The sequence below is a fragment of the Sphingobium sp. R-21 genome (genome assembly GCF_049913335.1).
In the GTDB taxonomy this organism is placed as follows: domain Bacteria; phylum Pseudomonadota; class Alphaproteobacteria; order Sphingomonadales; family Sphingomonadaceae; genus Sphingobium.
Window position 1 is genome coordinate 1,518,636 of the sequence record NZ_CP184375.1, and the last position, 21,493, is coordinate 1,540,128.

Annotated in this window: 19 protein-coding genes; 10 read left to right on the forward strand and 9 right to left on the reverse strand. The window is 62.1% G+C overall.

All coding sequences use genetic code 11. The annotated features are described in order from the left end of the window. Nucleotides 1-9 precede the first annotated feature (9 nt). Nucleotides 10-1,392, forward strand: coding sequence for a PLP-dependent aminotransferase family protein (locus ACN9MX_RS21370; RefSeq protein ID WP_363829062.1), 1,383 nt, complete (start codon nucleotides 10-12; stop codon nucleotides 1,390-1,392). A gap of 164 nt (nucleotides 1,393-1,556) precedes the next feature. On the opposite strand, the gene ACN9MX_RS21375 is transcribed toward ACN9MX_RS21370, so the two are convergent. Then, complete coding sequence (locus ACN9MX_RS21375; RefSeq protein WP_363752316.1) at nucleotides 1,557-2,114, reverse strand: TetR/AcrR family transcriptional regulator; 558 nt, start codon at nucleotides 2,112-2,114, stop codon at nucleotides 1,557-1,559. 258 nt (nucleotides 2,115-2,372) lie between these two features. On the opposite strand from ACN9MX_RS21375, the gene ACN9MX_RS21380 reads away from it, so the two are divergent. Together ACN9MX_RS21380 and ACN9MX_RS21385 are read left to right on the forward strand one after the other, a co-directional pair. Beyond that, nucleotides 2,373-3,647 (forward strand): MFS transporter, encoded by a 1,275-nt coding sequence (locus ACN9MX_RS21380; RefSeq protein ID WP_363829065.1) that lies wholly within the window; start codon nucleotides 2,373-2,375, stop codon nucleotides 3,645-3,647. Between the two features lie 25 nt (nucleotides 3,648-3,672). Next, the gene (locus tag ACN9MX_RS21385) at nucleotides 3,673-5,916 is read left to right on the forward strand and encodes a TonB-dependent receptor (RefSeq protein WP_363829068.1); all 2,244 of its coding nucleotides are present in this window, start codon (nucleotides 3,673-3,675) and stop codon (nucleotides 5,914-5,916) included. Between the two features lie 78 nt (nucleotides 5,917-5,994). Here ACN9MX_RS21385 and ACN9MX_RS21390 read toward each other — a convergent pair whose 3' ends face one another. Beyond that, nucleotides 5,995-7,209, reverse strand: a complete 1,215-nt coding sequence (locus ACN9MX_RS21390) for an MFS transporter (RefSeq protein ID WP_363829071.1) — start codon at nucleotides 7,207-7,209, stop codon at nucleotides 5,995-5,997. 130 nt (nucleotides 7,210-7,339) lie between these two features. Beyond that, nucleotides 7,340-8,230 carry an EamA family transporter gene (locus ACN9MX_RS21395; protein WP_363829074.1) on the reverse strand — a complete coding sequence of 297 codons (891 nt, stop codon included), beginning with the start codon at nucleotides 8,228-8,230 and terminating at the stop codon, nucleotides 7,340-7,342. Between the two features lie 112 nt (nucleotides 8,231-8,342). Here ACN9MX_RS21395 and ACN9MX_RS21400 point away from each other — a divergent pair, with 112 nt between their 5' ends. Continuing rightward, the gene (locus ACN9MX_RS21400; protein WP_133651393.1) at nucleotides 8,343-8,822 is read left to right on the forward strand and encodes an Lrp/AsnC family transcriptional regulator; all 480 of its coding nucleotides are present in this window, start codon (nucleotides 8,343-8,345) and stop codon (nucleotides 8,820-8,822) included. A gap of 275 nt (nucleotides 8,823-9,097) precedes the next feature. Continuing rightward, nucleotides 9,098-9,796, forward strand: coding sequence for a pirin family protein (locus tag ACN9MX_RS21405; protein WP_363736377.1), 699 nt, complete (start codon nucleotides 9,098-9,100; stop codon nucleotides 9,794-9,796). 108 nt (nucleotides 9,797-9,904) lie between these two features. Here the strand turns inward: ACN9MX_RS21405 and ACN9MX_RS21410 are convergent, their stop codons facing one another. Then, the gene (locus ACN9MX_RS21410) at nucleotides 9,905-10,384 is read right to left on the reverse strand and encodes a pyridoxamine 5'-phosphate oxidase family protein (protein ID WP_363829080.1); all 480 of its coding nucleotides are present in this window, start codon (nucleotides 10,382-10,384) and stop codon (nucleotides 9,905-9,907) included. 212 nt (nucleotides 10,385-10,596) lie between these two features. Between ACN9MX_RS21410 and ACN9MX_RS21415 the strand changes: the two genes are divergently transcribed. Further along, nucleotides 10,597-11,112 (forward strand): cupin domain-containing protein, encoded by a 516-nt coding sequence (locus ACN9MX_RS21415; protein WP_363736380.1) that lies wholly within the window; start codon nucleotides 10,597-10,599, stop codon nucleotides 11,110-11,112. Then, nucleotides 11,109-11,864: an SDR family NAD(P)-dependent oxidoreductase gene (locus ACN9MX_RS21420; protein ID WP_363829083.1), complete on the forward strand. Its 756-nt coding sequence runs from the start codon at nucleotides 11,109-11,111 to the stop codon at nucleotides 11,862-11,864. The genes ACN9MX_RS21415 and ACN9MX_RS21420 overlap by 4 nt, the downstream gene beginning before the upstream one ends. A 15-nt stretch (nucleotides 11,865-11,879) precedes the next feature. Here ACN9MX_RS21420 and ACN9MX_RS21425 read toward each other — a convergent pair whose 3' ends face one another. Next, nucleotides 11,880-12,053, reverse strand: a complete 174-nt coding sequence (locus tag ACN9MX_RS21425) for a hypothetical protein (RefSeq protein ID WP_363752331.1) — start codon at nucleotides 12,051-12,053, stop codon at nucleotides 11,880-11,882. 97 nt (nucleotides 12,054-12,150) lie between these two features. Between ACN9MX_RS21425 and ACN9MX_RS21430 the strand changes: the two genes are divergently transcribed. Continuing rightward, nucleotides 12,151-13,302: an alpha/beta hydrolase family protein gene (locus ACN9MX_RS21430; RefSeq protein ID WP_363829086.1), complete on the forward strand. Its 1,152-nt coding sequence runs from the start codon at nucleotides 12,151-12,153 to the stop codon at nucleotides 13,300-13,302. A gap of 168 nt (nucleotides 13,303-13,470) precedes the next feature. Here ACN9MX_RS21430 and ACN9MX_RS21435 read toward each other — a convergent pair whose 3' ends face one another. From ACN9MX_RS21435 to ACN9MX_RS21450, 4 genes are all read right to left on the reverse strand, one after another. Next, on the reverse strand, nucleotides 13,471-14,559 hold the full coding sequence (locus ACN9MX_RS21435; RefSeq protein ID WP_363829089.1) for a VOC family protein: 1,089 nt from the start codon (nucleotides 14,557-14,559) through the stop codon (nucleotides 13,471-13,473). Nucleotides 14,560-14,681: 122 nt separating this feature from the next. Continuing rightward, entirely contained in the window at nucleotides 14,682-15,692 is a 1,011-nt protein-coding gene (locus tag ACN9MX_RS21440) for a LysR family transcriptional regulator (protein WP_363736385.1), read from the reverse strand. 12 nt (nucleotides 15,693-15,704) lie between these two features. Continuing rightward, nucleotides 15,705-16,622 carry an NAD-dependent epimerase/dehydratase family protein gene (locus tag ACN9MX_RS21445; RefSeq protein ID WP_363829092.1) on the reverse strand — a complete coding sequence of 306 codons (918 nt, stop codon included), beginning with the start codon at nucleotides 16,620-16,622 and terminating at the stop codon, nucleotides 15,705-15,707. Between the two features lie 12 nt (nucleotides 16,623-16,634). After that, nucleotides 16,635-19,082 carry a TonB-dependent receptor gene (locus ACN9MX_RS21450; protein WP_363829095.1) on the reverse strand — a complete coding sequence of 816 codons (2,448 nt, stop codon included), beginning with the start codon at nucleotides 19,080-19,082 and terminating at the stop codon, nucleotides 16,635-16,637. Nucleotides 19,083-19,344: 262 nt separating this feature from the next. On the opposite strand from ACN9MX_RS21450, the gene ACN9MX_RS21455 reads away from it, so the two are divergent. Next, a complete protein-coding gene (locus ACN9MX_RS21455; RefSeq protein ID WP_363736389.1) occupies nucleotides 19,345-20,058 on the forward strand; it encodes an SDR family NAD(P)-dependent oxidoreductase in 714 nt (237 codons plus the stop codon). 142 nt (nucleotides 20,059-20,200) lie between these two features. Then, nucleotides 20,201-21,340 carry an FAD-dependent monooxygenase gene (locus tag ACN9MX_RS21460; protein ID WP_363736390.1) on the forward strand — a complete coding sequence of 380 codons (1,140 nt, stop codon included), beginning with the start codon at nucleotides 20,201-20,203 and terminating at the stop codon, nucleotides 21,338-21,340. Nucleotides 21,341-21,493 lie beyond the last annotated feature (153 nt).

Here is a 21,493-nt window from a genome sequence, read left to right on the forward strand (position 1 = left end):
GATTGATCCATGCAAAACTGGATGCCCGACATAGATGGAGTGGCAGGGCCGAAATATCTCGCGATTGCCCATGCAATGATGCTGGATATCAAGGCAGGCAGGCTGACTGCGGGCGTGCGCCTGCCCCCGCAACGCGTCCTTGCCGATGCGCTGGACATTGACCTGACGACCGTGACCCGCGCCTATGGTGAAGCGCAGCGACTGGGCCTTATCGAAAGCGATGGCCGTCGCGGCAGCTTCGTACGGGAACAAAGGGTCGAAACACCGAAATATGCGCGCGCCAGGCTGGGCGACGCGGGTATGAACGCACCGCCCGAACAGGCTGGCAGCCTGCTGTCGAGAGAATATAGGCGCACCGCCGAAGCCTTGCTCGGCGATCATGAGTCACTTTCCCTCTCCTATCCGCCGCGAGGCGGAATGCCGGCTACGCGAGAAGCCGGCGCCCAATTGCTGCAGAAGCGCGGCATACCCTGCCTGGACGACACTGTGCTGGTCACAGCCGGCGGCCAACATGCGCTCCACGCGATATTCAGTGCCGAGTTGCGGGCGGGAGACGTGCTGGCAGTGGCCGGCAATGTCTATCCGGGAGTGCTCGCGCTCGCTCGCCGCTTCGACATCCGGCTGGTCGCGATCGGCTCCGACAGCGAAGGCATTGATCCCGATGCGCTCGACGCCCTTTGCCGGACCGTCGAGCTCAGGGGAGTCTATGTCGTTCCGACCAACGACAATCCGACAACGGCGACGATGTCGGTAAGCCGTCGCAAGGCGATCGCCGCCGTTGCGCGACGCCATGGGCTGATCGTGATCGAGGATGACGCCTATGGCCTGTTGCCGAAAGACCCGCTGCCACCCATCGCTTCCTTTGCACCAGAGCAGAGCTGGCACATTGCGAGCACGTCCAAGATCCTGTCCCCGGGTCTTCGCGTCGCCTGGCTTTGCGCGCCCGGCGTGGCCGATGCCTGGCGGCTGGCGGCCGATGTCCATGACACCGCCATCATGGCCCCGCCGCTCAATGCCGCAATAGTGGCGAGATGGGTCGGGGACGGCCTGTTCGAGCGCCTTGTCGCCGAAATTCGCAGCGAGGCTGCCGCAAGGCAACTTCTCGTACGGAAATGGCTCCATGAAGGCAGCTTCCGGGCCCATGAAACAGGCTATCATCTTTGGGTGCCGCTTCCTGCCGACATCAATGGCGCCGCGGTGATGGAGGCGTTGCGACCGCATGGGCTGTCGGTCGTGGGCGGCGAGGCTTTTGCCGTCGATAGGTCGGCGGCGGCGCCGGCACTGCGCATCTCGATCGGTGGAGCGCTGACGCGGGATCGGCTTGAAAAGGGCATCCGGCTGCTGGCCGCCCTGATCGGACCGGAAGCCTCGGCACGCATTCCATTGGTTTGAGGGATGGGCGTTTGGCGTGACGCCGCAACAAGCGCCCTGGTTCCGCTCTGTCGCCGACGGGCATGACCCGCCTCATCGCCGCCATGTTGTGGATCAGCCCGGTTCATCCCATCGGGAAGCAATGGACGAAAGATCAGGCGTCGACCGCATTCACCCGAGCGTCTTCAAGCATATTGCATCAATGAGCGCGCGAAAGTTCGCGAAGTAATGTCTACATCCAGATACCAGGTGCCGTCGGCCGAACTGGATGCGAATTGTTCCACCTGAATTATCAGGAGATGGGCCGCCGCGCGACGTTCTTCCCGTTCCTCGCGATTGCTGATCGCAAGGTCCAGTCGACGGAAATTCTGCCCCAGGATCTCCGCATATTTATCGCGAGCCCTGACGAACCGCCGCATCAGATCAGGATCCAGTGCGACAGCCAGACGCATGAGCCGGACGATACCGGCTTGCTCCTGGCTCGTTTCGCCCACTTTTCTGAACCACAGGGCAACTTGCTCCACATCGGGCCGGCCGAGTTGCGCCAGATCATGGAAATGGCGCATCCTGCGTTCGATATGGTCATCGGCCAGCGCAGCAAGCAAGGCGATCTTGTTCTCAAAATAGGTGTAGAAGCTGGCGCGGCTGATCCGGGCCGCACCCAGCAGATCCTCGACACTTGTCTGGAGGAACCCGCGCTCGACAAACAGGCGCGTCGCCGCCATGACAAGGCGAGTTCGCACGTCCCCCTGCGATTGTCCTCGCGGCCCGCTTGCCCGCCGACGCGCCGCCGCAGTGCTGACAACCGGCGCACCACAGGTCGATTCTGCCGCCAATGTCATCCTACGCCCATATCCTACGCCCATGTGATGTTTTGACGATTATGGCCGCAAGCCGCCCCGACTGGCAAGCTTGTCATTGACCACCATACAAGTTGTATGGAATCTCGCCCGGCAACCCAAGGCCATAAAATACAAGGGCTGCGCGGGAGGAGCAGGATCGTGACAAGGCGCCCATCTTCATATGGGACGACCAGCCAAAGCGCTGGGGGGTCCGCCGGCATATATCGTGGCTGGGCCGTCGTCGCACTTTGCTTCGCCATGCTGATGCTGGGCGCCGGGCCTGTCTATTATGCCTACGGCAATTACGCCCTGGCTTTCGCCCAAAGCTTCAACGCGGATCGGGCCACCATCAACATCGGCTACACGATGGTGCTGCTGCTGGGCAATCTCGGCTCGGCCCCCGTGGGGATGATGGCCGAGCGTTGGCCGATCAAGGGCGTTGCGCTTTTGGGCGTGCTGGGCACCGCCGCCGGTTTCGCACTGGTGTCGACCGCGTCCTCGATCCTGCAGGTCCTGCTGGTGTTCAGCACGCTTATCGCCCTGGCGGACATCTGCATCGGTACCGTGGTCACGAACATCCTGGTGTCGCACTGGTTCGAAAGACGTCGCGGCCTGGCGATCGGCCTCTCCGTGATCGGGACCGCAGTTGCCGCCGTCATCTTTCCACCACTGACGGACATTCTGTTTTCGCGCTTCGGCTGGCGCGCGACTTTCCTGATCTACGCGGTCCTGATGCTGGTGTTGATACCGCCGATCTGGTTCCTGGCGCGACTGCCCGACAACATAGCCGAGCATGAGCGGCTTCCCCTCGCCCTTCGCCGGCCCGGCGGCCCGCCCATCAGCCTTAGTGAAATGTTCCGTTCCCCTGCCTTCTGGATCGTCACGCTGACGATCGGGGCCATGATCGGGGCCAATACGGGGACCATGGTTTCGATCGTCGCCTTTGCCGTATCGCGCGGCTTCAGCAGCCTGGAAGGTTCAGCCCTGCTGTCCGTGATCGGCGCAACGTCGGTGGCGGGAAAGCTGGTATTCGGCATTGCCGCTGACAGATTGTCGCCCGTCATTGCGCTGCGCATCGGCCTGGCTCTCATGGCATCCGGTCTGATCGTCCTTGCGACCGGCCTGCTCTACCCGATGCTGTTCGGGGGCGCGATGCTGTTCGGCTTTGGCCTTGGCGCGATGCTGCCAGTCTGGGGCGGGATCGTCGCGAAGATCTTTGGCCTGGGCAGCTATGGACGCGCACTGGGATGGACGCGCGCGGCGATGGCCCCCATCAGCATGGTCTGCCCGATATTCGCCGGACTGATTTCCGATGCGACGGGTGACTATGCGCCGGTATGGATGATGTTCGCCGCGCTGCTGGCGCTGTCCTTCGCCTTGACTTTCGCGGCGCCGGGTTGGTGGCGCCCAGGGCATGCATCCACCGAAATATAATCTGAACATCAAAAAGGGGAGGAAGATGATGAAGATATCGGCATCCATATTACTGCAGGCTGCGAGCGGGATCGCCTTGTCCGCCGCGACGCCGGCCTGGGCGCAAAATCAACCCATTTCAGCCGCCCAGGCGCCTGACGGTTCGGAAGACATAGTGGTGACGGCCCGCCGGAAGGAGGAGCGGCTGATCGACGTCCCGGTGGCCGTGACCGCCAAAAGCGGCGACGCTCTGCGCGCGGAAGGGGTGCAGACGCTGCTGGATCTTGGGCGTGTCGCCCCATCGCTTACTGTCTCCCAGTCGCCGCGCGGGTCCAACACGCCCAGCTTTACCATGCGCGGTCAACGCGTGATCGACACCTCGCTGGTGCTGGATCCCGTGGTCGTCAATTATTTCAACGAGGTCCCCTTCATGCGGCCTCAGGGTTTGAATGCGGCGCTGTTCGACATCCAGTCGGTGCAGGTGCTGCGCGGGCCGCAGGGAACGCTGTTCGGCCGAAATACAACGGGCGGTGCGGTGCTGGTGACGACCGTCCAGCCCAGCAATGCAATGGAAGGCAATTTCGAAACAACGATGGGCAATCTGGGGCTGCTCGACGCCAAGGGTGCTTTCAACATCCCGCTTGCCGAGGGCGCCGCGCTCCGTATCGCCGGGACGATCCGCACGCGCGACGGGTTCATGCACGATCGGCAGACCGGATTTGATGCCAATAGCCAGAACTACAAGGCGGTGCGGGCCACGCTGAAGCTGGAACCGGCGGCAGGCGTTACCAGCACCTTCTACGCCAATTATTTCCAGTCCAAGGATCATGGCACGGCCAACGTCATCTATGCCGTCAATCCTGCCATTGCGTCGCTGGCCCCCGTTCTCCCGACGCTGAATGCGCAGGTGGCGGCAAACAAGGCGGATCCGTGGAGCTTCAACAATAATGACGCCCCGATGGAAACCGCCAAAACCTATGACTTCTCCAACATCTCGACCATCAATCTATCGGATTCCCTGACTCTCAAGAATGTTGCGGGTTATCGGAAGATCAATACCTTCTCGAAATGGGATATTGACGGATCATCCCTGTTTCTGCTGCGGTTCAAGGGTGAATCGCACATTCGGCAATTTAGCGATGAATTGCAGTTGCAGGGCAACAGCCGCGCCTTCGACTGGATTGTCGGCTTGTTCTATTTCAACGAGAAAGGCAGCGACATCGCCACCAGCAATCTTCCATCTGCGCCGACCGTCGATCGCCCATCCGGTGTCTATGCGAAGAATATCAGCTACTCGGCCTTTGCGTCGGGCACATACCGCTTTGGCGAAACGGGGCTTTCGCTCAACCTCGGCCTTCGCTACACCCATGACAAGAAAGCCAGCGACGGCCTGCAGATGACCGGCAGCAACTGCACTTTCAGGCTGCTCGACGGGACGGTCATCGCACCCCCCTGCCTGTTCCATCAGGAAGTTTCGTTCAACGAACCGAGCTGGCTTGCCAGTCTCAACTACAAGTTCAACGACGAACTGATGATCTATGCCGCGCACCGTCACGGTTATCGCGCCGGCGGATTGCAGTCCCGCGCCACTACGGAGGCAGCGGCGATCCCCTATGACCCTGAGAAGGTCAACGACGTCGAACTTGGCCTGAAGTTGGACACCGACCTGGGCGGCGGAGCAAAGCTGCGGTTCAACGTGGCGGCTTATGAGGCCTGGTACAAGGATATCCAGCGACAGGTCAGCTTCGTTTCGCCGACCAGCGGCACATTGGTGTCCTCCATCTTCAATGCGGCGCGGTCCCGCATCCGTGGTGTGGAAGTAGAGGCGACGCTCCAGCCAGTGACGGGTCTCAGCCTGTCGGGTAGTTTCAGCTATACCGACCCGAAATATAAGAGCTTCATCAATAATGGCGTCGACGTCGCGGCCATCACGCCCTTCGGTTATATTCCCAAATATACGGCGAACGCCCAGGTCAGCTATACCTTGCCAGCCGATGACAAGGGTGGCGAAATTGTCGGTACGGCGGGATACAGATATCAAAGCCGCTATTATTCAGCGGATGTTGTCGTACCCGTGGGAGGCTATATCAATGGGTGGGATCTGGTCAATCTACGCCTGGATTACAATAATATCGGCGGCAGCGGGATCGGCCTGTCGGCCTATGTCAACAATCTGTTCAACAAGGCCTATTTCGCCTACGCGACCAACCTGACGGCTTCCAGCGGATATGCCACGGGCCTTCGCGGTGATCCGCGCATGTATGGGGTTTCCGCACGGTTCGAATTCTGAGGTCCGATCGCGAGTGGAGGCTTCGCTTGATACCGGCCTTCACTCGCGAGCACTTCGGATCATGCGTGGTGCCGCAAGTCAGGACGAAACCGGCTCCGCCACCTGCCGGCGAGCCAGCACCATTCCGAACGCGATGCCGGCCCCGATCAACCCGACAAGCGCGCCGAACAGCAGGAACACGCCGCCCAGACCAGCCACGGATCGCAGCCATGCCGCCAGTAACGGAAAGGCCAGTTGCGCGCCGAACATCACGCCATTGGCGAGGCCGATGGCCTGTGCGGCGAGATGAGGCGGACTGAATGCGACGGCCGAGGCGCTGACATTGGGCGCCATGAGCGCAACCATCGCGCTGTTGGCGACAACGGCGACAGTGAACAGCGTCATGTTGGTGCTGATGCCGGCCAAGACCAGCGCGGCCCCCATCGCAAGCATGGCGACCGCCCATAGGCCGCGAATGCCCAGCACGGCGTGCATCCGGCCATAGAGGGCCGATGCGCAGACAGCGGCGATCGAACCACATGTCGCCGGGACGGCGAACAACCGGGTATCGCTGATCCCCAGTTGCACCAGATAGAGCGGCGCATAGATCGGCCCGATCAACATGCCCATGCCCGCCATGGCCGCCAGGACGAGAAGGCCGATCATCGCCGCATTGAGCAGACCGCGATCCCGCGCCGCGTCCAGCCGGATGGCCGCGTCCTGCGGCGCCGCCATGCCGAGCGTCCGGGGCAATGTCATCGCCAGGGGCACGGCCGCCAGAGCCATAAGGTTCACCAGAAAGGCCGGCTGCCAGCCGAAATGGCCGATCGCGCCGATCAACGGGAACAGGATGATCGCCGTCGCCCCGCCGACCACGGAAAACAAGCCGAACAGCCGCATCTTCAGACCCTCCGGCAAGGCGCCGATGCCGGCCAATGCACTGGTGAAGACTCCGGACAAGGCAAAACCAAGCACGAGACGGGCGGCCAATATGCCCCAAAGATCCTGCAGCAGCGCCGGGGCGGCACCCGCAACGGCAAACAGCAACAGGGCGGGCAAGAGAACACGCCGACAGCCAAGGCGCGCGATCAGTGCGCCTGCTATCGGCGCGCCTATGGCGAAGGCGAAGCCGGCCAGCGTCCCGACCAGTTCGGTCAACAGCTTCACATTGGGCGTGTCGATGAACGCGTGCTCAATCTGCGGCAGCACCAGGCCGGGCGAAAACAGGCCGATGGTTGGAAACAGGCCGCAGGCCAGCAAAGCCGCCACCCCTATCTTTGGCAGCACGGCGCCTTCATTCCTCTCGCCCATCATCGGTTCTCCCCGGCATCATGGCCGTTTGGGGCAATGGGGTTCCAGAAAGACGTCGGCCGGTCAATCCAACCGCCCCTTCGCGCCAAAACACCATGTGTGTGATGGACCTTCGCGGCCGATCCGCAGGGTATCAGGGCTGTTCCATCACCTCACCCGATCGGCCGGTGACGGCAGTGCCGATGGAAGCGCAGATGATGAGGCCGATCGCCATCCATTGGGACAGCGTCAGTACCTCGCCCAGCAGGACCAGCGCCATGATGGCGCCGACGGCGGGCTCGGCGCTCATCAAAATACCGAATGTGTTGGCGGGTAGCCGGGGTAGCGCGACCATCTCCAGCGAATAGGGAATGGCGCTGGAGACGATGCCCACGGCTACGCCAAGCAGAAGCACCTCCGGCCTCAACAGCGCAGAACCGGCATGGACCAGCCCGACCGGCGCGATCAGCAGGGCTGCAACGATCATGCCTCCGGCCGAGGCCGCCGCGCCATGGATGCGCCCGGCATGCCGCCCGATCAATATATAGCCGGCCCAGCATGCCCCGGCCAGAAGCGCCAGAGCGATACCACGCCCGTCCATCCGGGACGATGCGCCCCATAGCGGCAGCAGGCTGGCCAGGCCCGCCACCGCAAGACTGATCCAGAGAAAGTCCAGCTTCCGCCGCGAGGTGAGCAAGGCCACGGCCAGGGGGCCTGTGAATTCGATCGCTATGGCAAGGCCCAGCGGAATATGGGCCAGGGCATTGTAGAAGGACAGATTCATGACGCCCAGCACCACGCCATAAGCCAGCAGGGGGCGCCAACCCGCGCGCCAGTCCAGCCGCCACGGCCTGAACACCAGCGAAAGGATGACCGCACCCACGATGAGGCGCAGCGTCGTCGCGCCTTCGGGCCCGACCAGCGGAAACAGCCGCTTGGCCAAGGAGGCGCCGCAGGTCACCGACAGAAGGGATAGAGAAAGCGCTCCCAGCGCGACGGGATCGACGCGCGCGGTGGTGGGCCGCGGCGCAGCAACACAGGACATGCAGCACTCGAAATTTGTGGACGATTGCCAGCCTGCTAGCGCAAGGGGCCGGATAAGTGCGTTCTTTTTTGTCCCTTTTTCGATAAAATTTATCGCATATCCTGCACGAGCGATGAAAAATGATCCCCTTGATTCGTTCGACAGAAAGCTGATCGAATTGTTGCAGGCCGATGCGCAGCGGCCGGTCTCCGCACTGGCGGAATCCGTCGGCCTGTCGCCTCCCGCCTGTTACCGGCGCATACGCCGCCTTCGCGCAATCGGCATCATCGAACGCGAGGTCGCCATCGTACGCCCGCGAAATCTGGGCTGGCCCCTGTCGATGATCGTCCTCGTCTCGCTGGAACGCGAAAGCGCGCGCACGATGAACGAGATGATGGAGATATTTCGCAACGAGCCTGAGATACTGGAGGCCTGGAACGTCACGGGGGATCATGACTTTGCGCTACGTATCGTGGCCCGCGACATGGAGGGCTATGACAATCTCGCGCAGCGCCTGTTCGCCGCCAATGACGGCATCCGCACGTTCAAGACGCTGGTGATCATTCGCGAGGTCAAGCCGCTCAGCCCGGTCCCGGTCAAGGGACCGTCGTGATCCGGCCAATGTCGGTTACCGCACCGGCCCGCAAATGACGCCGGAGGAGGTGATGGCGTTCGTGCAGGCGGAAAATCACTCCCCTCATCCTGAAGCGTCAGCCGCAATGGCTGGATTTCAATCCGGATCGCCAACGCAGGAGCCTGATCAAATCTTCCATTTTCTCGAACGGTTTGATGCAATTTATCCCACTGAACGGGAAAGCCGGTCCGCTGTAAAGAGATGTTCAACAGGGCGAGGCCATTTCCGGTCCCCACCCGATCAGGAGACAAGACATGATCGAACTGCGTCCTTTCGACAGCCTCGGCAGCGCCAATCACGGCTGGCTGAACGCCAAGCACCATTTTTCCTTCGCCGACTATCATGATCCGGCCCGCATGCACTGGGGCAATCTGCGCGTCTGGAACGACGACACCATCGCCCCCCAGACCGGCTTTCCGCCGCATCCGCACCGCGACATGGAAATCATCACCTATGTCCGGGAAGGCGCGATCACGCATCAGGACAGCCTTGGCAACAAGGGCCGCACCGAAGCGGGCGACGTGCAGGTGATGAGCGCCGGTACGGGCATCCGTCATTCGGAATATAATCTGGAGGATGTGACGACCCGGATTTTCCAGATCTGGATCATGCCCACCCGCAACGGCGAAGCGCCAAGCTGGGGCGCCCGGCCCTTTCCCAAGGGCGATCGCACCGGTCAGTTCGTGACGCTGGCTTCAGGCTATGACAATGATCATGATGCCCTTCCGATCCGCACGGATGCGCGGGTGGTTGCCGCGACGCTGAAGGCCGGGGAGAGCGCGGATTATCCGATCGGTCGTGATCGCAAGGCTTATCTAGTGCCGGCGACCGGCGCGATCCAGATCGACGATGTCCGGATCAACGCCCGCGACGGCGCGGCCATCAGCGATATGGACGTCATCCGCGTCACCGCCATCGAGGACAGCGAGATTGTCCTGGTGGACGCAGCATGAGGCCAGCATGAAGCAAAGGAGGGCCGCGACTCCCTGGTCGCGTCCCTCCTTCGAGCACGTCGGGAGAACCGCCCTGCCGAATATCGCCACGGCCCACCGGGGCGAAATTCAGGTCGCTGTCGTCTCGACGCGGGCGTGGCTGCCCTCCTCGCTCGGGCGGATCTTGCCGCCGAACAGCATCTTCAGCTTTCCGGTCAGCGACACATCCGCTTCCCACAGCTCAGCCTCGTCAATGTCAAAACGCAACAGGGCAAGATTGGGATCGGACTTGCCACCGGGGAACCAGGCTTCCACCGTCGTCGACCACAGCTTGTCGATCATCGCCGGGTCATTGTCGATACGCGCGCGTCCAGCAAGGCAGGCGAAGAAATCGTGCCCCTTGGACACGAACTGGCTCATGGCCGCGCCGCCGCCGGCAAGACGGTTATCCTTGCCGATGAAGAACCAGAGCGTGTCCACCTGATCCCTGTCCAACTGAACGGTGAGCGGCTCGCTATGCTGCCCGCCGCCCGTCAGGCCCATCATCATGAACGGGCTGTCCGACATGCGGGCCCACAGATGTTCCTTCAGCTTCTGCGCATCGGTCATGATCATCTCCTGATTATGGAACCCACTATACGAACGGGACGCGCGAAGGGTCCGATGCGCCAGGCCGGACGCAAGGAGGCCGTTGTCGGCTGAGGTTGCCGACGTGCAGGTCAAATCGAATTTATGGAGGCCGACTATCCATATATTGGCTTTGACCATCACGGTCCACCTGCCCCATCGCTTGCCGCATGGCACAAGGAAGAGAAGCCCCGATGACTGAATTGAGCGACTCCGGCCTGCCCCTGGTGCAACGCGTCGTCACGGGCCATGATGCGCAGGGGCGCGCCATCTTCAAGTCCGAGGACATGACCCCGACGCGGATGATTCCATCGGGCGACGCAGCCTTCCTCCTGCTCTGGACGACCGAAACAGTCCCGGCCGACAATAATGACGAGACGGACGGCCGCGAACGCGATGCTGGCCTGACATTGAACAGGGGGTCGGTGATCCGCATCGTCGACATGCTGCCCGGAAAGCAGTCCCCCATGCATCGCACCAACAGCATCGACTATGGCATCGTCATGTCGGGCGAGGTCGAGCTGGAACTGGATGACGGCCGGAAAACGCGCATAGGCGAAGGTGGCATCATCATCCAGCGCGGGACCAATCATCTTTGGCGCAACGTTTCGGACAAGCCGTGCCGGATCGCTTTCGTCCTGATCGAGGCGCCCGCCTATCTTCATGACGGCCGGCCTTTGCCGGAAGACAAGCCGGAAGCGGCGCATTGAACCTGTTCGACCTGCACGGCAAGGTCGCGATCATCACCGGGTCAACGCGCGGCATTGGCCTGGCGATAGCCCGCGCCCTTCAGGATCAAGGCGCGAAGGTGGTGATCTCCAGCGAAAATGCGGACGATTGCGACCGTGTCGGCCAGGAGATGGGCACGCTGGCCATTCCCGCCGATGTCACCGATGCAAGGCAGCTTGAGAAGCTGGTCCATGGCACGGCCGATCATCATGGCGGAATCGACATTCTGGTCTGCAACGCGGGGATCACGGGTCGCCCCGGCCCTTTCGCCACGGTCGACATGGACGATTTCGATCAGGTCATGGCGATAAACCTGCGGAGCCAGGTGACGCTGTGCAACCTTGCCTTGCCTCATATTGCGGCGCGGGGCGGCGGCAGCACCATCCTTATTTCTAGCCTCTCGAGCCTGCGCGGTAACAGCGCCATCAACGCCTATGCGCTCGCCAAGGCGGGTGTGGCGCAACTGGCCCGCAATCTTGCGGTCGAGTGGGGGCCGCGCAACGTACGCGTCAACGCAATCTCACCGGGCTTCATCCGCACCGAATTGTCGGCGCCGCTGCTGGCCGACGCTGCCTTCATGCAGCGGCGCATGGCCATGACCCCGCTGCGCCGACCGGGGGAAGTTCATGAGGTTGCCGGGGCAGCCCTTTTCCTGGCTTCGGCCGCCGGCGCTTTCGTCACCGGACAGAATCTGGTGGTGGATGGCGGGACATTGATCAGCGACGGAACATGATGCTGAACACCACCGTCATGCAGCCTGCGTGCACAGGACAAAGGCATTTGGTCGATAGCCTGCCATCGATATAATGCGATGGTCGCGCGCCGTGACCTGTTGCAAGGGCAGCATGATTGCAAACAACCGCGCGGGGAGATTCATGGCGATCTGGCGAAGCGGCCGATGCTGCCGCAGCTCAGTGAACATGCCGCCCGATCACCAGGATTACCGGCGTTGTCATGCCGGATGACCGGAACCGCCATCCTAGCCCCCGCCGTCTGAGCACAGCACAGGACTTATCGCAATGTTCGAACCCTTTCCCGGAAATTACATCTGGAACCTTGGCATCAACCTTGCCCTGATCGCCGGGGGCAATCACGGCGAACTGGACGAAGTATGCCGTCCCGTGCGGGAGGCGGCAAAGGCCGGGGCCGATGCCGGATCGTCCCAACTTTTCGACAGTTGGATCGCCGTGGCCGATCAGGTTGCGCGCAATGCCGAAAGGGACGAGGCCGAGGGCTTCCTGCTTTCCGCAGGGGCCAAATATCTGCGCGCGTCCGGCTATTATCTTGGCGCCGAGCGCCTGCAGAGCCGCGATTATGCCCCACGCTGGGCAGCCTATAACAAGGGCCTTGAGCTCTATCACAGGGGCAGCGCGCTCAGCGGCCTGCATGTCGACAAGGTCGAAATCCCCTATGAGGGAACAAGCTATCCGGCGATCTTCGTGCACGATGGATCGGGCACGCCACGTCCGGCGCTGGTTTCGGTCAATGGCCTGGACTCCATGAAGGAGCAGGTCAATATGGCTGGCCACGGCGCGGTCAATCTCGCACGCGGAATGAACACCTTGTTCGTGGACCAGCCGGGCACAGGCGAGGCGATCCGCAAGCGGAATCTGGCCGCCGTCTACGATGCCGAACGCTGGGGCAGCCCCGCCTTCGACTATCTGCTGACCCGCGACGATGTGATCCATTCAAGGATCGGCATTTTCGGCCTGTCCTTCGGCGGTTATCACGCGCCGCGCATCGCCGCCAACGACCCACGCTATGCCCTGTGCGCGGTCATGGGCGCGAACCATGTCTGGGGCCAGCGCCAGCGCGAACGCGTCGCCAATGAGGGCGAGAACCCGGTGCCGCATTATTGGGATCATGTGATGTGGGTATTCGGCATCGATGATCGCGATGCCTTCCTGGAATATGCCGACCAGATCACGCTGGATGGGCAGGTTGCGAAGATCAAGGTTCCGTTCCTGATCACCCATGGCGAAAACGACCGGCAGATTCCGGCCTACAATGCTGAGATGAGCTACGATCAGGCGGTGAACAGCCCCAAGCGAACATTGCGGATATTCACCAAGGATGATTTCGAGGTGGAGCATTGCGGCGCCGACAACGGCACCGGCATGCGCGACTATATCGCCGACTGGTGTGCGCAGACTTTCGCCGAGATGCGCTAGGGCATTTTCCAACTTGACCGTTTACGGTCAACGGCTCGGAAAATGCGGCATCAAAAGACGGGAGCTATTTCCTGGCTCGGTACCGATTGCCGGTCAGGACAAGCGGATTGAGGTCCACAAGCAGGAGGGCAACGGCGGCGCTGATCGCCGCTGTTGCCCTCCTGCCATTCAGATCGCGTGCTCGTCATCGGCCGTGAGGCGGGAGAGATCCCCCTCGATTGGCTGCTTGCCCTGCCGTGCACGGCGAAACGGTTCGAAGCTGCTGCGATCGGCATCGAAGGTCATGTCCCAGGGAATGTTGTCGCCGCGGAAAATGGCCGGCGCATTATGCGACCACAGCAGCGAACCGAACTTGAAGTCCCACGCCCGCGGTACCCAGTTGTCGTCGAGATAGTCGGTGTCGGCATGATATTCAGCCTCGCCCGCATGGCCGGGCATCTCGCAATAATAATAGATGGCGCTGGAAATCCGATGGCGCGAAATACCGCCGGAGGTGTTCATCGTGGTGTTCTTCCAGCCCTTGTTGTCCATGATGTTGGCGCCCAGCATGACCTCGTCAATGTCGTCGCAACCGAAGGCGATGTGCATGAACCTGAAATGATCCGGCGCGATCGGCAGGTCGCAATTGACCCAGAAGATCGAGTGATGCTCGAACGTGCCGCCCGCGCGCGCAAAGATGCCGGTCCCCTTCGAATGGTCGACATAGCGGAAGCCCAGGTGCCGTTCGTAGAATTCAAAGCTGCCCACATAGTCCGGGCTGAAGAACACGACATGGTTGATGGTCTTTGGGATCGCGCGTTTGCGCCATATACGGTGCTGGTTGAAGCGCGGCCAGTTGGAGGGCGTGTTGACGGGGCTCGCCTCCGATACCACGGGACGCTTGTCCCACGGGCGCAGCGCGATCGGCTGGCCGTCGGGGCAGACGCAACGGACCGTGCCGTCCGGATCGCGCGTGACCGTCACCTCGCTGGCAAGGCTCGCCGCGATCCGATCGAGATTCTCGGCCGTGTCCACTCCCCACACGGTCTCCTTCACGCCATCGCCGGGGAACGGATCAGGTGACGGCAGCCGCTCATCGCCATGCTGCAACAGGATGATGCGGCTGCCCGACTGCAGTCGGAACACGGTCTCGCTTTCGCTTGCCGATTCCAATGGCAGGCCGAAATCGGTCCAGAAGCGGGTGTGTTCGGCAAGATCGGCGACACCGAAGACGACGGCTTCGACACCTAGCACTGCGGGGGTAAGATGATGGGACATGGTTTCTCCCGAATTTGTTTCAGGACATATCCATGCCCAAGCGGAGGCAAGTCCGGAAACGCAAGTTTCCGGACCCAAGCTATCGACGTTACAGATGGATCAGCGCGGAAGTCCGTACGGGCTTAACGCTGGGGGTGGTTCATGCGGTATTCGGCCTCGATCTCGTTGAGGTCAATCTCATTGACGGCATTGAGCGTCACGACATTGCCCTCCGGCGCCGGCACCTCTCGCATTGCCGCGGCCTGAAGCCGCTCGGTAACCCAGCGCAGGGCGCGGTCGTTGCTGTTTGCGATGTTCCACTGCACGCTTTCGCGGATCGGTGGGATGGCAAATGGGATTTCGCGCATGACCAGCGGCCTCGACCGCACGACGATATCCGCCATGCGCCGATGCATCGTCGCGATGCGGTTGGTGCCGACGATCAGGCCGGGCAGCGAGAGGAAAGTGGGCGCGATCACCTCGATACGGCGCTGCTGCTTCTGGCGACGCACGAACCAGTCCTCAAATGCCGGAACCCGTTGTTTGCCGAAGCGGGGCGAAACATGGCCAAGCCGGAAATAGAGATCGCGCGTCATCGGTTCGTTCATCGCCGGATTGCTGCGATCACCGACCACGACATAATCGTCCTCGAACAATAGCTGGCTGGGATGGTCGGGCGAAATGGCATAGTCGATCGTCAGCAGCAGATCGACATAGCCCCGCTCGATCGCCTCTATCGGACTGTCGTTCATCGGCTGAATTTCGAAACGCATCTGCGGCGCTTCCTTCTCCAGCTCGGCCAGAGCGCCGGCCAACAGCACCTCGGTCGAATAATCCGAGGCCATGATGCGGATCATGCGGTCCGTCGTCATCGGGTCGAAGGGCGGCGCGACCGCAACCGTGGTCCGGATTTGTTCCAGCACGGCGCGAACGGGGTCGATCAACTCCTCCGCGCGGGCCGTCAGGATCATGTTGCGTCCCTTGACCACCAGCAGTTCGTCGCCGAAATATTCGCGCAATCGCCCAAGCGCGCTGGACGTGGCCGACTGCGACAGGCACAGGCGATCTGCCGCCAGGCTGACGCTGCGCTCGGTCAGCAACGCGTCGAGCGCCACCAGCAGGTTGAGGTCGAGCCGTCCGAATCGCATCGCCATCTCCAATCGCCCTCAGATCGTTGCGAGGGCGTTGGAGACAAGTGTAGCAAGGTCTCCGTCATGCGCAAAGCCGGCGCGCTCGGCCGCAGGCGTGGCGAGCGGCGGCTGCGCGGCAAAAGCCGCTTCAAGTGCCGCGTCCGGCGCATAGCGCACAAGGTCCGGCGACACGGCGCATTGCCGCGCGATTTCCGCGACAAGGTCCGCCATGCTGATGCGCAGAGCAGGCAGCGTTACCGCGCGGGTCGGCGGCATCAGCCCGGAATCCAGCGTCAGCGCATGAAGGAAGTTGCGCGCGCATTGCCGCACCGACTGCGCCCAGATGCTGCCAGCGGCGGAAACGGGACAAGTATACCCCTCCCCCGCCCGCAGCGCATGGAACAGGTCCGACATGAAGGCCGACTTCATGCCCGACGGCCCCTTTGGCCGGGCGAGAATACCGGGCAGTCGCACGGTCACCCCATCGATCAGGCCTCGATTGGAAAACATGGCCACGGCATGTTCCATCATCGCCTTGTGCCCGCCATAGATCATCCTGGGTGAAAGCGGCGTGGCATCATCGACCTGGGCTGGCAGGGGATCGCCGAACACCGCGATGGAGCTGGCATAGACCACGCGAAGACCGGGCTTCAGCGCCGAAGCCTCGACCAGCAGGTCGTACATCGCGTCGACATTGATGCGGCGCGAAGCGGACGGGTCGGCCTCCGCCGCGCCGCCCGGCACCGTGGCCAGGTGGATCAGCGCGTCGCAGCCGGTGCCGAGCGCTTCGGCCCGAACCGCAGGATCGGCAAGATCCCCCTCAACGGCACGGATGCCGGCGGGAATCCCCCCGGCATCCGTGTCGATCCCGACAAGCGCGTGATCGGCGCCCACCAGCAGGCGGCCAAGTTCCCGCCCGACAAATCCGCCGGCCCCGGTCAGCAGGATATTCACGTCGGCATGCCCCTAGAAATTGCCGGAAAGACGCAGGCCGTAGGTGCGCGGTGCCGAGAAGTGGCCGACCGCCATGCCCAGAGGGGACGCCTGCGGAGCGAGGTTGCGGCGCTTGTCCTCGAGATTGCGGACATATGCCGTCAGCGACCATCCACCGCTGGGATCACGCAGGGTCAGCGCTGCATCCGTCGTCCAGTAGGCGGGAATATTCTCGAACGCGAGATATTCAAATCCTCCCCACTGGCGGTCGCGCCATGCCGTATCGACATTGGCGACCAGTTCCAGTTTTTCGCCCAGCGGCACGATCTGTTCCGCGCCAAGATTGACCGTCCATTTGGGCGAGAACAGCAGAGGGTTGCCCGAACAGTTGAAGTCCTTGACCGGCGCGCCGCCGGCCGTGCCGCCGGTGAAGGTGTACGGGCAATTGAAGTTGTCACGCGGCGCGGCAGTGTAGAGGTGAAGGTCATCATATCTGCTATCGAGATACTGTACCTTGGCATTAAGTGTGGTGCGACCCGTCGGCTTTATGAGTAGATCCACGTCGAAGCCCTTGATCGTGGCCCGACCGGCGTTTTCGTTCGAATTGATCAGCGTGCCCGAAGTATCGACGGTGAAATAGGTGATCTGCTGATCACGATATTTCCAGATGAAGCCTTCGAGGTTGAGCTGGACGTGATTGTCAAAGAACCTGTTCTTCGAACCGATCGTGTAGGCGGTGATGAACTCCGGCTTGTAGCTGGTCTTGCTTTCCGTCATCTGCAGGCCGCCGGCACGGTAGCCGCTCTCGACCGTTGCATAGAGCAGATTCTGTGGGCTGAGGTCGAACTCGGCCGAACCCTTCCAGGTCACGCGCGAGAAACCCTTGCTGTCCACCACTGGATTGTAGGTCTTCAAAATGGCGCCCGCGCCCGTCAGCAACGGGAAGACCTGATAGCCCGCCTGATCCGTGCTGCCCGACGCGATCCAGTTGTTGGTCCTCAGCCAGTTTATCGTATCCGTGGTGTTCAGGAAGTTCGGATAATAGGGCATGTTGCCGGGCGTGGCGCAGCCGATGCCGAAGGAGGCAGGCGGCGTCACCAACGCCGGGGGCGGACCGCCGCAGAAGGTGATGAAGTTGTTGATCAGGCCATTGATCGACTTCTTGTCATGCGTATAGCGCGCGCCGCCGATCAACCGGAAGCGGTCTGATATATTGGCGGTCAGCTGGCCAAATCCGGCATAGCTGTCGGTCTTGTGCCGATAATTGACGATCGGGAGAACGAACTCCTGATTATACTGGTTGTTGGCATCGATCTTCTCATTGAAGAAGAACCCGCCCACCACATAGTCGAACATGCCGGTCTTGCCGGCGAGCCGCGCCTCCAGGCTGGTCTGGCGGATTTTTTCGTTCGTCATCGCCGTATTGAAGGCAGGACCGTAGAACAGCGAGTGGTCCTCACTCTCGCGATAGGCGGGGATGATCGTGACCTTGCCGATGCCAGTCGTCCAGTTGAGCTCTGCATTCACGCCCCAATAGGTGCTGTCCTGCCGCTGGTCGCTGTTCATCGCGCTGAGGAAGGCAAATGCCGGGGCGCCAAGATTCTGGTTGCGGAAGGCATTGGCGGCGGGCGTATTGAACCCTTCGCTGGCATCCAGACCCGACGGGAAGAAGGCATAGCCGCCCGCGCCGTCGGGCGCATAGCCGCCGACATAGGATCCGCCCACGCCCCTGCCGCCCAGATGCGTATAATCCGCACCGATGCGAAGCGAGAGATCGTTGGAAGGCTCGATGAGGAATTGCGCGCGCAGCGATCCGCGGCGCAGGTCATCGGTTCCATCGCGATTGTAACCGTCGCGCACCGCATAAGCCGCGCCCAGGCGCAGCGCGCTGATATCGCTGACGCCAAGGTTCACATAGGCATCGGCATCGACCGCATCGTAGTTGCCAGCGCTCACGTTGAACCCGGCGCCATTGCGGCCTATGACCGGCCGGTTCGGGATGATGTTCACCGCGCCGCCGGTGGCATTGCGGCCATAGAGAATGCCTTGCGGCCCCTTGAGCACCTCGACCCGCGCAAGATCATAGAAGGCCGCGCCGAAAACGCCGGCGCCGCGACCCAGCACCACGCCGTCATAGCTCGGCGTCACTGCCGGATCATTATAGCTGCTGGTCGTGACATTGCCGACGCCGCGAATGAAGATGGACGAGATGTTGCCGCCCGGCGATGGCAAGGAGATTGCCGGAACAGCCTTGGTGATGTCGGTCGCACTGGCGATGCCGCGCTGGGCCAGATCGTCGCCCGAGACCGCGTCGATCGCCAGAGCGGCCTTCTGCAGCGATTCTTCCTTGCGCTGCGCGGTGACGATGATCTCGCTGATGCCGCCATTGTCCGATGCCGCCGATTGCGCCTCCTGGGCGAATGCGGGCGAAGCAAGGGCGATCGCCGTCATTGCCGTGGTGACCAGAAATGCTGTGCGCATAAGGATTCCCCTCCCCTTTCACGATATTTTGCTTGGAGACGGGATAGAGGCTTTCAGGCCGAAACTCCCGCCATTTGTATCAATGCATTCCTATCCATGGTTCGAATGTATGCGCCGCAACGGCACGGCGAAGGTTGCACGAACCTTGCGCATGGATGGTTTTCCATCGACAATTCGAATTTTCCCACGGAGCTGCAGCCTATTAGGCTACCCAGATGGTATCAGGGCGTCACGGGCGCGGAACAGATCGAGGGAGAGGACATTGGCAAACCGTCTGGCAGGCAAGGTGGCCGTGGTCACGGGCGCCGGCAACGGCATCGGCAAGGGTTGCGCGGAAATCTTCGCCGCGGAAGGCGCGACGGTGATCGGCGTCGATCTTAAAGATGCCGATCGCGCCTGCAACCTTCTCGACGAAGCGGCAACCAACGCGCTGTTCGCCGATATCGGGTCGGAGTTCGGCAAGGTGGACATCCTCCTCAACGCGGCGGCCTTTGCCGTCTTCGCCTGGATCGAGGACCTGACCTATGCCGACTGGAGGAAGACGCTCGACGCCGAACTGGACATCGTCTTTCTTCCCACCCGTGCGGCCTGGCCATGGCTCAAGGCCAGCGGGGCGGCGAGCGTGATCAACTTCGCCAGCGCAAATGCGTGGAAGGCACTCGAAGGCTCGCCCGCCCTCGCCCATTGCGCCGGCAAGGGCGGAGTCCTGGCCATGACGCGCCAGTTGGCGATGGAAGGCGCCCCACACAACATCCGCGCCAACACCATCGCCCCCGGTTTTATCCGGACCGAAGCAACCGGGCGCCATCTCGACGCGCATCCCGAATTCCTCGACATCGTGCTGTCCAAGAACATGCTCAAGTTGATCGGAGAGCCCTCCGACATCGGCTGGTGCGCCACCTGGCTTGCCAGCAACGAGGCGCGCTACGTCACCGGGGCCGACTTTTCGGTCGATGCCGGGGCGACCGCCTGGTAGGATTGGACGCGGGTCATTTGCCGACCGTGGCGGAGAAGGGCGCCCTTGCACCCTCGTCCTCTCTATCGCACCGTTCGCGTGGATGGGTTCCTATCCATTGTTCCAATTTGCCTGTTGCCCATGCTCCGTTCATGCAGAGGGCATGACTGAAGCGGCAATCAAAAGCATCGCAACGGCGCTTGTCGTGGGCGGGGGTATCGGCGGAATGGCAAGCGCGATCAGCCTTGCCGAACGCGGCGTGAAGGCAGAGCTGATCGATCTGGATCCCGACTGGCGCGTCTATGGCGCGGGGATCACGATCACCGGCCCCACATTGCGCGCCTACAAGCGCCTCGGCCTGCTCGACCAGATCAAGCAGAAGGGAGCGATCACCAGCAAGACGCGCCTGTTCCGCTATGACGGAACGCATATCCTCGATCTCGACGAACCAGTGATCGAGGAGGGGCTGCCCGCGACCGGCGGTATCATGCGTCCGGTGCTGCACCAGATCATGCAAAAGCGCGTGGGTGAGCTTGGCATCCCGGTCCGCCTCGGGCTGACGGTGACGGCGCTTGAAAACGACGGCAGTGGGGTCAATGTCCGCTTCTCCGACGGGAGCGAGGGCCGCTATGATCTGGTCGTGGGCGCGGACAGCATATTTTCCGCCGTGCGAGACATCGCCTTCCCGCACATGGGACCGGCCAAGATGACCGGCCAGGGGTGCTGGCGCATTTCGATCCGCAAACCACCCGAACTGCAGATGGGCGAATTCTTCCTTGGCCACGCCAATCCCTGCGGCATCACAGCCTGCGCGCCCGACCGCGTCTACATGTGGATGCTGACGCCCCATATGGAGCGGGACAGGTTCATGGACAAAGAGGAACTGTTCGTGACGCTCACCGGCCTGCTGCATGATTTCGGCGGCAATGCAGGGTGGATCCGCGACAACATGACCAGCGACGACTGGATCAACTACCGCCCGCTCGCCGCTGCATTGCAGCCCAGGGACTGGTTCAGCGGCCGCATTGTGCTGGTGGGGGACGCTGTCCACGCCACCACGCCGCACCTTGCATCGGGAGCGGGCATGGCGGTGGAGAGCGGCATCGTCCTGGCCGAGGAACTGGCGCGGACCGACGATGTCGAAACCGCACTCCACGCCTATCAGGAACGGCGGTTCGATCGTTGCCGCGATGTGATCGAAACCAGCATCGCCCTGGGCAAGCTGCAACTTGAACATGGCGATCCCCAGGTTCACGCGCAGATGCTCGAAGGCGCGCTGAAGCGGCTCAACGAGCCTTTTTAGAGCATTTTAAAGTTGACCCTTTACGGTCGACGGTTCGGAAAATGCGGCATCAAAGGACCAGAGCGTTTCCGCTCATAGTGAAAACGCTCTAGCGCCTTCTTCCCTCACCGATAGCGGTACGCCGCGGCGCGCTGCTAGAGCGAGCCATTGTTC